Origin of the sequence: Arthrobacter crusticola, assembly GCF_004357995.1 — a bacterium.
Taxonomy (GTDB): Bacteria; Actinomycetota; Actinomycetes; order Actinomycetales; family Micrococcaceae; genus Arthrobacter_D; species Arthrobacter_D crusticola.
On the sequence record NZ_SMTK01000001.1, the window covers coordinates 738,636 to 751,762 of the forward strand.

16 protein-coding genes are annotated in these 13,127 nt (G+C 64.7%); 11 read left to right on the forward strand and 5 right to left on the reverse strand.

Features of this window, described 5'->3' with window-relative positions:
• Nucleotide 1: 1 nt before the first annotated feature.
• Entirely contained in the window at nucleotides 2-679 is a 678-nt protein-coding gene (locus tag E2F48_RS03485) for a response regulator transcription factor (RefSeq protein WP_246018492.1), read from the reverse strand.
• Nucleotides 680-688: 9 nt separating this feature from the next.
• Nucleotides 689-1,048 carry a response regulator gene (locus tag E2F48_RS03490; RefSeq protein ID WP_133402574.1) on the reverse strand — a complete coding sequence of 120 codons (360 nt, stop codon included), beginning with the start codon at nucleotides 1,046-1,048 and terminating at the stop codon, nucleotides 689-691.
• Nucleotides 1,049-1,206: 158 nt separating this feature from the next.
• Between E2F48_RS03490 and E2F48_RS03495 the strand changes: the two genes are divergently transcribed.
• The 9 genes from E2F48_RS03495 (at nucleotide 1,207) to E2F48_RS03535 (ending at nucleotide 8,099) form a co-directional block, all read left to right on the forward strand.
• Complete coding sequence (locus E2F48_RS03495) at nucleotides 1,207-1,941, forward strand: alpha/beta fold hydrolase (protein WP_133402575.1); 735 nt, start codon at nucleotides 1,207-1,209, stop codon at nucleotides 1,939-1,941.
• Between the two features lie 48 nt (nucleotides 1,942-1,989).
• Nucleotides 1,990-2,352, forward strand: a complete 363-nt coding sequence (locus tag E2F48_RS03500) for a cupin domain-containing protein (protein ID WP_133402576.1) — start codon at nucleotides 1,990-1,992, stop codon at nucleotides 2,350-2,352.
• A 64-nt stretch (nucleotides 2,353-2,416) separates the two neighbouring features.
• Nucleotides 2,417-3,376 carry an alpha/beta hydrolase gene (locus E2F48_RS03505; RefSeq protein WP_133402577.1) on the forward strand — a complete coding sequence of 320 codons (960 nt, stop codon included), beginning with the start codon at nucleotides 2,417-2,419 and terminating at the stop codon, nucleotides 3,374-3,376.
• A gap of 114 nt (nucleotides 3,377-3,490) precedes the next feature.
• Complete coding sequence (locus E2F48_RS03510) at nucleotides 3,491-3,919, forward strand: nuclear transport factor 2 family protein (protein WP_133402578.1); 429 nt, start codon at nucleotides 3,491-3,493, stop codon at nucleotides 3,917-3,919.
• Nucleotides 3,920-3,961: 42 nt separating this feature from the next.
• Entirely contained in the window at nucleotides 3,962-4,804 is an 843-nt protein-coding gene (locus tag E2F48_RS03515) for a sulfite exporter TauE/SafE family protein (RefSeq protein WP_133402579.1), read from the forward strand.
• 230 nt (nucleotides 4,805-5,034) lie between these two features.
• On the forward strand, nucleotides 5,035-5,787 hold the full coding sequence (locus E2F48_RS03520) for an SDR family NAD(P)-dependent oxidoreductase (protein WP_133402580.1): 753 nt from the start codon (nucleotides 5,035-5,037) through the stop codon (nucleotides 5,785-5,787).
• A gap of 72 nt (nucleotides 5,788-5,859) precedes the next feature.
• The gene (locus E2F48_RS03525) at nucleotides 5,860-6,567 is read left to right on the forward strand and encodes a VOC family protein (RefSeq protein WP_133402581.1); all 708 of its coding nucleotides are present in this window, start codon (nucleotides 5,860-5,862) and stop codon (nucleotides 6,565-6,567) included.
• Nucleotides 6,568-6,870: 303 nt separating this feature from the next.
• Nucleotides 6,871-7,305, forward strand: a complete 435-nt coding sequence (locus tag E2F48_RS03530; protein WP_133402582.1) for a hypothetical protein — start codon at nucleotides 6,871-6,873, stop codon at nucleotides 7,303-7,305.
• A 59-nt stretch (nucleotides 7,306-7,364) separates the two neighbouring features.
• Nucleotides 7,365-8,099, forward strand: a complete 735-nt coding sequence (locus E2F48_RS03535; RefSeq protein WP_133402583.1) for an SDR family NAD(P)-dependent oxidoreductase — start codon at nucleotides 7,365-7,367, stop codon at nucleotides 8,097-8,099.
• Nucleotides 8,100-8,228: 129 nt separating this feature from the next.
• Here the strand turns inward: E2F48_RS03535 and E2F48_RS03540 are convergent, their stop codons facing one another.
• The gene (locus tag E2F48_RS03540; RefSeq protein WP_133402584.1) at nucleotides 8,229-8,648 is read right to left on the reverse strand and encodes a hypothetical protein; all 420 of its coding nucleotides are present in this window, start codon (nucleotides 8,646-8,648) and stop codon (nucleotides 8,229-8,231) included.
• Between the two features lie 114 nt (nucleotides 8,649-8,762).
• Entirely contained in the window at nucleotides 8,763-9,275 is a 513-nt protein-coding gene (locus E2F48_RS17455; RefSeq protein ID WP_221411602.1) for a hypothetical protein, read from the reverse strand.
• Nucleotides 9,276-9,562: 287 nt separating this feature from the next.
• Here E2F48_RS17455 and E2F48_RS03550 point away from each other — a divergent pair, with 287 nt between their 5' ends.
• Together E2F48_RS03550 and rsgA are read left to right on the forward strand one after the other, a co-directional pair.
• Nucleotides 9,563-10,567: an acyltransferase family protein gene (locus tag E2F48_RS03550; RefSeq protein WP_165968676.1), complete on the forward strand. Its 1,005-nt coding sequence runs from the start codon at nucleotides 9,563-9,565 to the stop codon at nucleotides 10,565-10,567.
• Nucleotides 10,568-10,792: 225 nt separating this feature from the next.
• Nucleotides 10,793-11,959, forward strand: a complete 1,167-nt coding sequence (gene rsgA / locus E2F48_RS03555; RefSeq protein WP_185149778.1) for a ribosome small subunit-dependent GTPase A — start codon at nucleotides 10,793-10,795, stop codon at nucleotides 11,957-11,959.
• Between the two features lie 178 nt (nucleotides 11,960-12,137).
• Here the strand turns inward: rsgA and E2F48_RS03560 are convergent, their stop codons facing one another.
• Nucleotides 12,138-12,998, reverse strand: coding sequence for an enoyl-CoA hydratase/isomerase family protein (locus E2F48_RS03560; RefSeq protein ID WP_133402586.1), 861 nt, complete (start codon nucleotides 12,996-12,998; stop codon nucleotides 12,138-12,140).
• Nucleotides 12,999-13,127: the final 129 nt, after the last annotated feature.

A 13,127-nucleotide genomic window follows, 5' to 3' on the forward strand; every position in this document is an offset into this window, starting at 1 on the left:
ATCAGGGACCCTGAGCGGCGAGGTAGCGGAGCACGGCCTGCACCCGGCGGTGGCCATCGGTCAGCTGGGCGAGCCCGAGCTTCCGGAACGTCGCCGTGACGTGCTTCTCGACAGCCGCTTCGCTGATGAGAAGCGCACGGGCGATGCCTCGATTCGATAAGCCTTCTGCCATGCAGGCCAGGACACTGCGCTCGCGGTCGGTGAGATCAGCGAGCTCGGAGGGGACAGTGCGCGGCCGCAGCATCCGTGTGACAACCTCGGGGTCCAGGGCACTTCCTCCATGGGCGACCCGTTTGACCGCCGCTGCGAAATCGTCGACGTCCCCCACACGTTCTTTGAGGAGATATCCGACGCCCTGCGGCCGATCACCGATCAGATCGATCGCGAATTCGGGCTCGCAGTACTGCGTCAGCAGCACCACTCCCGTAGCGGGCAGGCGTTTGCGGACTTCGATGGCGGTCCGCAAGCCATCGTCACCGTGATGTGGAGGCATTCGAACATCGACGACGACGACATCGGGACGGAACGCCAAAGTCATGGCGAGAAGTTTGGTCGCATCCCCAGTCGAAGCGACGACATCCAGTCCTGCACCCAGGAGCACCCGCGTCACTCCCTCACGGAGGAGTACATCGTCCTCTCCGACGGCAATGCGCACCGGGAACGGTGCCGGTGAACTCACCAACCTTCCCTACCCGTCGCCGATGATCGACCGAAGCGTCGAGCACGACAATTCGCTTTTCGGAATGAACCCGTCCGCCCCGACCGCGGCGGCTCCCTCAGCCGAGGTTGCGTCGCTATCGGCGGAAATCAGCACTACCCGAACCCGATACGGCGCTCCGGTGAGCTGCCGGCTCAGTTCCAGGCCGTCGCTGTCAGGAAGCCCAATATCGACAAGTGCGACGTCTGGCCGCGAGGCGGCGGCACAACGCAATGCCTCGGCCACGTTTCCAGCATCGCCCCCTGGCGCGTACCCGCAGCTCTCGAGCAGTCTTCTGGCCAAGTCCCGAAACCTTTCATCATCATCGACGACGAGCACGAATTGGGCCATCCCCCAGCCTCCCACTCAGTCTGCTCTTCTGCAGGGGGGTTTACCAGAGCATTACTCCGGGTATCCCCGGCGCGGCGGTGGAGACGACGGACGAGACTTGAGCTGTCAAAGGCCCGCGCGGGCACGGCACCAGCGCCCACTGCACAAGGGAGAACATCATGAGCATCACCGATCCGTCCCCCGCCAAGCCCACCGTCGTGCTCGTCCACGGCGCGTTCGCGGATTCATCGAGCTGGAATGCGGTGATCAGCCCGCTTCTGGCCGAGGGCTACCCGGCGATCGCCGTCGCGAACCCGCTGCGCGGGGTCACCGTCGATTCCGAATACCTCCGGGCCCTGCTGGCCGACATCGCCGGCGAGATCATCCTGGTCGGGCACTCCTACGGCGGCACGGTCATCAGCGGCGGCGGCACCGGCAACCCCAATGTGAAAGCCCTGGTGTTTATCGGCGCCTTCGCACCCGAGGAAGGAGAGACCCCCGGGGAGCTTGCCAACAAGTTCGCAGGCTCCACCCTGGGGGAAACCCTCGCCGCGGTGGATGTCCCCGGCGGCAGGGACCTTTACATCATGCAGAGCCGCTACCACGCGCAGTTCGCGGCCGATTCCTCCGCGGAGGTCGCCGCGGTGATGGGTGTCGGCCAGCGCCCCATCCTGGAGGCCGCCTTCTCGGAGGCCTCCACAGAGCCGGCGTGGAAGTCGGTGCCCTCATGGTTCCTCTTCGGTGCCGAGGACCGGAACATCCCGGCCGCCGCCCACCGCTTCATGGCCGAGCGCGCCGGGTCACGGAAAACGATCGAGCTCCAGGGCGGCTCCCACACGGTGGCGATTCCCGAAGCGGCCCAAGTCGTTGACCTCATCCGCGAAGCCGCCGCCGCCACCACCGGCCGCCAGTAAGAGGGTAACCGGGCAACACGAGCCGCCAATCTCAGAAGGATCAGGAACATGACCGATTCACGCGAGGCTCGGCCAGCCCTCACACGGGTCAGCCTGCAAGACGCGTCCAGCCCGGTCCAGGGCTGGAGAATCCGCCAGACCCTGGTGGAAATCCCCGCAGGCACCTCCTCCGGCCGACATAGCCATCCCGGGCCCGAAGTCGGGTACATCATCCGCGGAGACGTCTCCATGGAGTTCGACGACAGGCCCCCGCTGGAGCTTCACGCCGGAAGCCCGTTCCTGATCCCGCCGAACACCATCCACAATGCGGTGAATGTCGGCTCGGTCACCACGAGAATGCTCTCGACCTACTTCGTCGAAGAGGACGCGCCGCTGGTCACCACCTACCCCGCACCGGAACGTCCCGAATGAACCACCACTGATCCACCCATCAATCCATCTGCCGGCAGTCCAGCAGTTTTAGAAAGGTTTCATCATGTCCAAAGTAGTGCTCGAACCAGGTGCCCAGATCATCGCCGACGCCACCGCCCAGCCACCGGCTCTGGCCGATCTGGGGGTCGAAGGGGCCCGCAAACTGCTCGATGACCTCCAGGCCGCTCCGGTCGACAAGGTCGAGATCGGCGAGGACAAGTGGATCACCGTCCCGGCAGACGTCGGAGACGTACAGGTGCGCATCATCAAACCCGTGGGTGCGTCCGGGACGCTGCCTGTCATCCTCTACGTCCACGGAGGCGGCTGGATCCTGGGCAACTCCGGCACCCACGACCGTCTCATCCGGGAACTGTGCGCAGGGGCCAACGCCGCCCTGGCCTTCGTCGAATACGAGCGCTCCCCCGAGGCCCAATATCCGAAGGCCATCGAGCAGGCGTACGCCACCGCCCAGTGGATCACGAAGCAGGGCGCCACGGAGGGCCTCGACGGGTCCCGCATGGCCGTTGCCGGTGACTCGGTCGGCGGCAACATGACCGCGGCCCTGACCTTGCTCGCAAAGCAGCGCGGTGACGTGACCTTCGTCCACCAGTCCTTGTACTATCCGGTCACGGACGCCGGCCAGGACACCGAAAGTTACCGCACCTTCGCCGACGGACCGTTCCTGACCGCCAGAAGCATGGCCTGGTTCTGGGACGCCTACCTCCCCGACGTCAGCCGCCGCTCGGAAATCACCGTCTCACCGCTGAGGGCCACGCTCGAGGACCTCCGGGGGCTTCCGCCGGCCCTGCTGCTCGTGGACCAGAACGACCCGCTCCGGGACGAGGGCGAGGCCTACGCCGCCAAACTCGTCGAAGCCGGGGTGCCCACCACCAGCGTCCGCTATAACTTCGTCACCCACGACTTCATGATGCTCAACCCCGAACGGGTGACCCGGGGAACAACCGCCGCCATCGAGCAGGCAATCCGCTCGCTCCAGAAAGCCCTGGGCACCGGAAACAACTAGAACGGACCTCCCCCAGCATCCTCGACCTGCTCCCGGGGGCCTCAGCAACCAGCCCACGGGACCGCGAACAGGGGCGGGCTCCCCTTGAACGCAGGAATTGAAAGGCGCATCACTTTGGATCAGGACCAGATCAGTGCGGCGGAGCGAATTGCTCTGGCCAAGGAGTACTTCAGAAAAGTCGACTCCGGTGACCCCAACCTGCTCGATATGTTCACCGATGACACGGAGATTTTCTTCCCGAAGTTTGGATTCGCCCATGGGAAAGCGGAAATCGTTCCGTTTCTTGTCGGCCTGACGTCGGCTGTGGCCTCCTTCGATCACCCGCAGTCCCGCATGACCTTCACCTCCAGCGACAACCGTGTCGTCGTCGAAGGGGCGGAATCCGGGGTGCTCGCCTCCGGTGTGCCTTTCCCCGGTGACGCCCGGAGCAGCGGTCTTTTCTGCAATGTCTTTGAGTTCCGAGGCCAGCTGATCAGCCGTCTGCATGTCTACGCAGACCCGGACCTGGCCGGCCAGCAGCCCGCACTCTTCACCTGGAACTGAACGACAGCCACTCCAAGTACATCCGCCCAATCGAGGAGAGAAATGAGCGGCGTCAAGGAAAGTGCCCAGCCGGCACCCCGGGCGGCGGGGACGGGATTCTGGATTGCCCTCATAGGCGTCGGAGTGGTGGGAGGGCTGCTGTCCGGCCTGTTCGCCATCGGTGGCGGAATCATCATGGTGCCGCTGCTGATGGCCCTGGCGGACTTCGACCAGCGCAGGGCCGCCGCGACCTCGCTTGCCGCGATCGTGCCGGCATCGGTCGTAGGCTCCGCCACCTATCTGCTTGCCGGTGAGATCGACCTCCTTGCGGGGTTCTTCATTGCCATTGGCGGCATCGCCGGTGCGCTGCTCGGAAGCGCCCTCCTGAAAAGACTCCCCATCGTGTGGCTGCGCTGGATGTTCATCGTCTTCATCCTCCTAGTTGCAGCACGCATGGTCCTGGTCTCGCCGGTCCGCGGAGAAAGCGTTGAGTTCTCTGCGCTGGTCGCGCTTGGCTATGTCATGCTCGGCCTGGTCATGGGGATACTCTCGGGCCTGTTCGGAATCGGAGGCGGAATCATCGTCGTGCCGGCCCTGATCGGCATCTTCGCCATCAGCGACCTCATCGCCAAAGGCACCTCATTGCTGGTCATGATCCCCACCAGCGCCATCGGCACGGGCGCCAACTGGCGGGCCGGAACAGTTGACGTCGGCGCCGGCCTTATCGTTGGGGTGGCCGCAACGGCTGCTTCCATACCGGGTGCTGCACTCGCTCTGGCCCTGCCGGCACGGTTGTCAGGTATTCTCTTTGGCCTGCTGCTCCTCGTCGTCGCCGCTCAGCTCACCCTCCGCGCCATCAGGACATCCCGCGCGGCGCGTGCCTCCCCCAGCGAGGTGACCCCCTGAGGCCCGGGAGGGGAACGCCATCGCGGAAGCCGCACATCTAGGGAATGCGCTCCGCACAACCGCTCACCAACCCCCTCCGGCGCCACCGGCCACCGCAGCGAACCCGCAAACCCGGAACCGGCTCCTTCGCTGCGAACCACCCGCCGGCATGCACTTCCTTTTTTGACCATCCAGACTATTAAAACCTACGATGAGACATTCACGTCCGATGAGAAGAACAGAGGCCCGCCATGGGACAGCTTGAGAACAAAACCGCATTGATCACTGGAGGAACATCGGGTATCGGCTTCGCGACCGCCCAACGCTTCGTCGAGGAGGGGGCGCATGTGTTCATCACCGGTCGCCGCGAGGCGGAACTGACTGCCGCGGCCGCCGCGTTGGGGGACCAGGCAACAGGGATCAGGGGCGATGTCGCGGATCTCGACGACCTGGACCGCATCTTCTCCGTTGTCGCATCCAGTGGGAAGGGTCTCCTCGATGTTCTGTTTGTGAACGCCGGCGGCGGAGGGTTCGCGACTCTTGAGCAACTGACCCCTGAGGCGTTCGACCAGACCTTCGGCGTCAACGTGCGGGGCACAGTCTTCACGGTGCAGAAGGCCCTGCCCATGCTCGCGGATCACGCCTCCGTCATCATCGCGGGATCGAACGCGGCGAGCAAGGGCAACCCTGCCTTCGGCGTCTACGCTGCGACGAAAGCCGCTTTGCGTTCATTCACCCGCACGTGGGCGGCGGAGCTCGCCGGCCGCCACATCCGGGTCAACACGATCGCCCCCGGGCCCACAGAGACCCCCGGCCTCACCGGACTCGCCCCCGACCCGAGCCAGACACAGGGCATGCTCGACGCAATGGCCGGCAACGTTCCACTCGGCCGAGTCGCCCAGCCTGCTGAAATCGCCAACGCCGTGCTGTTCCTCGCCTCGGATCAGGCAAGCTACGTCACCGGCACCGAATTATTCGCAGACGGCGGGGAAACCCAGGTCTAAATGTCCCAACGGGGTTGGGGCCGGCTTGCTATTCGATTGACGCGCCACTAGCGCACCGAAAAAATGGCGGCCATGGTGTGTGAGTTGATTGACCTGACCTTCAGTTCACCCGATCCGGAGCGTCTCGCCGGGTTCTGGGGCGGCCTGCTCGGCCGGGACATCACGATCGAACGGGGTGCACCGTCGCTCACGGCACTGCCCGGGGTGGGTTTTAGTCTCCGATTCGTTGCCGGTGCCGGTGAGAAGTGGGGTCCCAACCAGATGCATCCCGATCTGAAACCGGAGTCTATCCACGAGCAGGCGTCCGCGGTCGATCGAGCGCTGGAGTTGGGCGCACGGCACTTGGATGTCGGCCAGGGACCGGATGCCGAGCACGTCGTCCTGGCCGATCCCGACGGTAACGAGTTGTGCATCCTTGAGCCGGGGGGCAGCTTCCTCGCGGGCTGCCCGTTCTTCAGCTCGCTGGCCGGTGCTGGTCCCGCGGAGGTCGGTTACTTCTGGTGCGATGCACTGGCCTGGAACCTGGTGTGGGACCAGGCCGGTGAGACTGCGGTTCAGGCACCCACTGGCGGCCCCAAAATTACCTGGGGCGGCGGGCCTGTGGCACCCAAGCTGGGCAGGAATCGGCTCCATCTCGACCTCACACCATCCGCCCCATCAACTATCGACGCCGAGGTCGGGAGGCTCTTGGCACTCGGGGCTACTCACGTCAACGCTGGCTGCGCGGACGGCATCGGCATGGCCGACCCCGGGGGCAACGAGTTCTGCGTGGTGGGGTGACAATTCCCAAATCGGGCCAGGACCCACGCTTCGGCTCGGCCCTCGGGGTCAACACCCCGCCATAGTCATGCACCTGGACCACCGCTCCCCCGATGGAGTAGTCGGAAAAGCCCGAACCGTACATTGGGAGGAGCATCCTAAAACGCCTGGACCAGCTGCGGGACTTTCACGTGAGATCTTCACGATGGTTGAATCAGGCGCAGCTGTTGTCACCTGCGTCGTCGGGCTTACGGTAGGTGGTGCCGCACTCCAAGCCCCCGCGGGCGGGAGTGATCTCTGGATGGGGAATGAGGGATGCCGATTATGAGCGACACCAGCGGGTTTTCGAACGCCGAGCGCGACGCCATGAAACAGCGGGCTGCCGAGCTGAAGGCGATGAAGGGTGTGAAGGGCGCTGCCAGGCGTGCAAAAGAGTACGAGGACTGCCTCTCAGCGATTGAGGGCCTCGAGGGCGCCGATCGGCAGATCGCGGAAAGACTGCATGTCATAGTGTCGGAGGAAGCCCCCGGCCTCCACCCCAAGACCTGGTATGGGTTTCCGTCCTATGCCAGGGACGACAAGGTCATCGTGTTCTACCAACCGGCTTCCAAGTTCAAATCCCGATACGGGTCGATTGGCTTCAATGATGATGCCGCACTCGATGACGGTGAGTTTTGGTCCACCGCGTTCGCGGTGCTGGAGATCACTGAAGCAGTTGAACGGAAGCTTCGTGCTCTGGTCAGGAAGGCCGCCGGCTGACCCCCTCCTAGGTCGTGATCGGTCGCTGACATCCGTACGGGCCCCAACGGAGAGTAATCGTGAGCCGCATCCTCATCACCGGGTCCGCCGACGGACTGGGCCGCCTCACCGCGGAAGCCCTCCACGCCCAGGGGCACGACGTCGTCGTGCACGCCCGAAACGCCGACCGCGCCGCGCACCTGCGCCCTCTCACCGACCGGGGTGCCGGCATCGTCATCGGAGACTTCGCCGATCGCGACGCCGTACATCACATCGCCGCCGAACTGGCCGAACAGGCACCGCTGGACGCCGTCATCCACAACGCCGGCGTGTGGACCGGGCGAAATGTCATGCCCGTGAACATCATCGCCCCGTATCTCTTGACCGCCCTTCTTCCGCTCCCGGAACGGCTCGTCTGCCTCAGCAGCGGGTCCCACTTCGGCGGCCGACCACGCGTGGACGGCGTCGACTGGCAAGGCAGGGGGGCCGGCTCCTACGGTGACAGCAAGCTCTACCTCACCACTCTCGCCGCGGCGATTGCGCGCCTGTTCCCGGCTGTCCTGTCCAACTCCGTCGACCCAGGATGGGTACCCACCCGGATGGGCGGAGCCGGAGCCCCGGACAGCCTCGAACTAGGCCACCGCACGCAGGAGTGGCTCGCCACCAGCGACGACCCTGAAGCGCACACGAGCGGCGGCTACTGGTACCACCAGCACCGACAAAAGCCTCACCCCTCTGTTTACGACACCGCGTTCCAGGACAGGCTCCTCTCCGCCCTCGCCGCCGAGACCGGTGAACGCCTCCCCCGATGCTGAACAGGCCCCGATGAAAGGCCGCCACTCACTCTCCGAAGTCGATGCATGGCGGGCGAGACCCCTGCAGAGCCGGAGTGCATCCAGGCTGAGCCGGGACCTCCGGGGAGCTATCCCCCTCGCTGCCGGTCCCTACAGCGGGAGCACAGCCGACGCCATCCCCGCAAGCAGGAGTCCCACACCGACCAGTGCCATCAGGCCGGCTCCCCGGTGGGGGCGGTGCAACTGCCACCGGTCGGGGTCGGAGGCCGAATAGAACACGGTAAGGTCGCGGACGCCGTCGTCCGGCACCCGCCCCAACCAGGGTGCCTCATGCACGGTGTTGAACCGGTCGTGCCATCGAAGGACCAGATCGGGTGCGCTTCCAACGAGGACGGCGGTGGTTCTCATCATCGAGCCGTTGAGCAGCCGGATCAGCAAGGCCGCGAGGACGAGCCCGATGCCGACTGCGGAGGCCCCTGAACCGATCAGTTCCAGGGCGATCAGTCCTTCCTGCCCGGTACCGGCGGATCGCACGAAGAAGGCGTTATCGGGAACGGGTGAGGCTTCCACGTCCGCTCCTTCTCGTGAGGCTAATGCCGGGGCGCGACTTCATCGTAGCGTCGTCCGGGCCGTGAACCTCCCCGGACATCCGTATGCACACGGCCCGTTGCCTTGCCCGCTTTTCTACTGATCGTCGGACATGTGGTGGAACTGCTGCTCTCGGTTCAGCCGAGGAGGGCGACCATCGGTCTGCGCGGCGACTTCGTATCGCTGTCCCTGGTTCTCAAGGATGCGCACCGACGTCGTGGCCTTCTTCAGGGCCTCCTGGAACAGATCCGACCTGTGATGGCGCTCGATCGTCTCCTCATCCTCCCCACCCCTCGGAGAGGTGGAATGTGTTGGGATCGAGGAGGTCAGCAGCCAAGAACGCGCAATGAGGGGGCGGCCAACGACTCCAGGTGGCTCGTGCGCCTTCATGCGACCTGAATCGCGATGGTGCCGACACCGCCCGCGCCGCCATGGATGAGGCTGGTCGTCTCCGCGACGGCTTTGAGAGTCTGGTGGGTTGACGGCGGTTGCATGGACGCGCACCCGCACCTGGTGGGGTTCAACCTTCGGTACGGAGACATCGTGCAGCTCGACAGCCTCGGCCCCTCCGAAACGGGTGACTACAACGGCTTTCATCTGATCAGCCATAGCGGTGTTCCTCATCGTGGTTCTGGGTTTGCGACGCGCCGGGACGGGCCGTTCTCTCCCAGCTTTTCGCACACGATCCACACCCTCCAGTGGCGACAATGCCAATATCCGCATGGATAGTGACACGCACGGCGCCCGGGCACGGTCCTTCCATGGACGCCCGGGCAGTACCGATAAAGAACCAGCTGCGACGAACCATCCGGACTCATCCCGACACCGAACCTCACCTAAGCGAACCCAGTGGCAGTACACAGGTTCGATTGATGAGACTCGACGGGGAGGCCGCCATGACTACTTCCACGGATACCCGTATACGGTGGCTGGACAGCTGCCGTGGGGTGGCCATCCTGCTGGTCGTCGTGCTGCACGCGGGCGAGGCCCTTCGAATAACCGTCGGCCCGATGCCGGGCGTCGACCAGTTCAACCTCTTCCTCGAGCCATTCCGCATGCCCGTGCTCATGTTCCTGTCCGGGATCATGCTGCCGCAGTCGGTGGCCAAGACCGGGAGGAAGTACTTCGTCGGCAAGGTCTCCAGGGTGGCCTGGCCGTACGTTCTGTGGTCGCTGATCATACTCGCGGCAAGCGGCGAGCTCAGCCCTGCCGCGGTGACCCAGGTCTTCCACAATTCTCCGACCTACCTCTGGTACCTCTGGTTCATCCTCGTCTTCTACGCCCTTGCCTATCCGCTGCGGCGCGTCCCGCCTCTGCTGATCGCCGGCACCGGAGCGGGCGTGTCGTTCCTGCTTACCGACGGCAGCCGCCCGGAGGCGATGGCCTTTCTCTCAGCGCTTTTCTTCCTCGGGGCATGGTGCGCCCGGTACCCGCGCGAGATCGCGGGAATCACCGGGAAACCGTGGGTCCTGACTGCTGCCGGTGCGTGCGCGGTGACCGTTGGTGCGATGAACGTGGCCGGTTGGGAAGTGCTGTATCAGGTGGAGTTCGCGTGGGGCGTGGCGGGGGCGCTCGTGATCGTGTACTGGTTCTTTCCCCGACTCCCCGCCGGACCGGCGACCACCGCGCTCGAATTCGTCGGACGATACTCGATCGTGTTCTACGTCGCCCATCTCGGACCGATCATGATCACCCTCGCCCTGGCCGACGCGATCGGCTCTGCCGGAGCATGGTACGTTCTGCCGCTGTTGCTGCTGGTTGGGATCGGGGTCCCGCTCGGGCTCGCCTGGATCTATTCAACCCGCGAGCACGTCTCAGTCACCCTGTTGTTCGAGCTGCCCGCGTTGAAGCGACGCAATCGGATCGCGAAGGCCATGGCGAAAGCCTCGGACGGAAGCTAAAGTGGGGAACCGGTCCGGCATCACTTCGGCGGACCGCAGCAGAGAGGGGAGGTGTTTTTTGATGACTGTCATTGCTGTGCGCCCCCGGCGCCTTGAAACCATCAAAACAACCGACCCCGTCTCCCGCTTCCGTACCGCATAGGGCACTGCCCGCGGAACGCCACAACACCTTGGGCCTTTGCCCGGGAGTGGCCGGTGCCAGGGGACTTTTCCCGAGGTATTCCAGTGAAAAATTCTTCAGGCCACGGCCTAGACAGTCTCGCTGCATCCACATCAGTTCGCACCGGCCCAACCCTTTACGGCTACAACGCCGTCATCGCACGGTACTTCGACGAAAACCCGCCGCCTGTTCCTAGCACGGACCACCGGTGCGAACCTGGCCGCGTGGTGCGCGTTGACCGCAGCCTGGTCCTGGTGGCTGTGGGCATGGAGCTCCTGCACCTTCCCTATCCGCTTGATGCCAACGTGCCGGTCACGGGCGACTGGGTTTGGATAGGACCCAACCGCGCAGGTGATCGGCAGATTCTCGAAGTGCTGCCCCGGCGTTCGGAGCTCAGCCGGAAGCGCGCCTTCGAGGACTCCTCCGCCGCCCAGGTCCTGGCGGCCAACATCGATGTGATCGGAGTGGTGCTTCCGGTTGACCGGCCGCTCACGCACAACCGCCTCGAACGGACGCTCGTCGCAGCCTGGGACTCAGGCGCCGTTCCCCTGGTGATTGTCACCAAAGCGGACCTGGAGGACGTGGCGGATGACGTCGTCAGGCAGGTCATCCTGCAGGCAGCAGGTGTTGACGTGGTCACCACCTCCGCGGAGAACGGGGACGGGATCGAGGACCTGTTGGCGCATCTGCCGCCGCGCAGCACGCTTGTCCTCCTCGGGCCCTCCGGCGCAGGCAAATCCACACTGATCAACGCCCTGGTTGGCCACAACGTGCAGCACACAGGGGAAGTCCGCTCCGGCGACTTCAGGGGCAAGCACACCACCACCTCCCGGGAGCTTGTACCGCTGGCGGACGGCACTGTCCTCATGGACACTCCCGGCGTCCGCGGGTTCGGGCTTTTCGACGCCGACGACGGGATGGAGCAGATGTTCGGGGATGTGGAGGAACTCGCCGGCCTCTGCCGGTTTTCCGATTGCGCCCATCAACAGGAACCCGGCTGCGCCGTGCAGGCGGCCCTCGCTGACGGCACACTCGAGGCCCGCCGCTGGAACAACTACCTGAAACTCCAACGCGAAATGGCCGCGCTGGCCCGCCGCAAGGATGCCGCAGCCAGCCGGGCGTACCAGCGTGAGTGGCACCAAAAAGTGGTCGGAGGAGGGAAATCCCAGCGCTCTGCGGAGCGCGCCAGATCAGAGCGGGAGGAGCAGCGGTCAAAGCGAAGGCGGCGCTGAACCACTGCACCTGCCCCCGACTGGATTCCTCAGGTGTTGCGGAGTCCTTGGGTTCGGGGAGCAACACGTTTCGTGGCGTTTTGAACTGTTGTGTTTGCGTGTAATCCGACCATCGCGAGAAAGGCCCCGCCGTTATGGGCAGGGCCTTTCTCACGGTGTCCTGCGCTTCGATCGAAGGTTAGATGCTATTGGAGATGCGCTCGTAATCCAGCTCGCCCTCGCGGGTCTGGACGCCGGCGGCGAGGAGCTTGTCGGCCAGCTCAAAAACTTCGTCGCCAAATGCCGCGTAAAGGGAGGTGTTTTCGACGGCATAGGCCTCCAACGGCACTGCGGGTGCCATGGCGTTGACGGTTGTTTTGACTGCAGCGATGATTTCCGGGCGAAGCCGCGCGATGCGACGAGCAAGGGCTTCAACGTGTGCGTCGATCTCATCGGCGGGCAGGGCCCGGTTAACGAGGCCGTATCGCTCGGCCAGCTCCGCGTCGACAAGCTCAGCTCCCAAGATGAGTTCCAGGGTTCGGGCACGCCCGACGAGGCGGGTCATATTCACGGTGCCGCCGCCGCCGGGAAGAATGCCCATCTGAACCTCGGGCTGGGCCTGTCCGGACTTGCCGATCGCCGCGAACCGCATGTCGAGGCTCATGAGGAACTCATTGCCGGCGCCGCGGGCGAAACCTGCGAGCTTGCCCATCGTCACCTGGGGCAGATTCCGCACCTCATCGCTCAAAGCCTGGAGGATGTTCAGGCCCTCCGGGATTTCCCAGCCGGGTGCGGCCGCGATGGCCGCATTTGTGGCCGCCGGAAGGGCCTCGGGATCTGTCAGATAAGCCATGTCCCCGTGCGCGATGAAGAACTGCGGATCGGCCGACTGGAACACGATGACCTTGACTGCGGCGTCATCGTGCACCCGGTGAAGGAATCCGCGCAGTGAGGGCAGCAGGACACCGTCCATCAGATTCAGGGGCGGGTGATCCAGCGTCACAGTGGCGGTCCCGGCCTCAACAGATACGTGGAGTCCCGGCAGATTGTCGTAAGTCAAAATATCTCGATTCAAAAGGGCCGCACGCAGCCGAAGGATGGAGACACCGCACCTTGGGCACTCCGGCGTCAATTGTGACACTGAGTATCACTTTAGCACTTCGGCTCTACCCGTGGGACACGGGGTAGA

Coding starts and splice junctions, on each gene's coding strand:
- E2F48_RS03490 (WP_133402574.1), bottom strand. CDS start 1,048: ATGGCCCAATTCGTGCTCGTCGTCGATGATGATGAAAGGTTTCGGGAC.
- E2F48_RS03495 (WP_133402575.1), top strand. CDS start 1,207: ATGAGCATCACCGATCCGTCCCCCGCCAAGCCCACCGTCGTGCTCGTC.
- E2F48_RS03500 (WP_133402576.1), top strand. CDS start 1,990: ATGACCGATTCACGCGAGGCTCGGCCAGCCCTCACACGGGTCAGCCTG.
- E2F48_RS03505 (WP_133402577.1), top strand. CDS start 2,417: ATGTCCAAAGTAGTGCTCGAACCAGGTGCCCAGATCATCGCCGACGCC.
- E2F48_RS03515 (WP_133402579.1), top strand. CDS start 3,962: ATGAGCGGCGTCAAGGAAAGTGCCCAGCCGGCACCCCGGGCGGCGGGG.
- E2F48_RS03520 (WP_133402580.1), top strand. CDS start 5,035: ATGGGACAGCTTGAGAACAAAACCGCATTGATCACTGGAGGAACATCG.
- E2F48_RS03525 (WP_133402581.1), top strand. CDS start 5,860: ATGGTGTGTGAGTTGATTGACCTGACCTTCAGTTCACCCGATCCGGAG.
- E2F48_RS03530 (WP_133402582.1), top strand. CDS start 6,871: ATGAGCGACACCAGCGGGTTTTCGAACGCCGAGCGCGACGCCATGAAA.
- E2F48_RS17455 (WP_221411602.1), bottom strand. CDS start 9,275: ATGGCTGATCAGATGAAAGCCGTTGTAGTCACCCGTTTCGGAGGGGCC.
- E2F48_RS03550 (WP_165968676.1), top strand. CDS start 9,563: ATGACTACTTCCACGGATACCCGTATACGGTGGCTGGACAGCTGCCGT.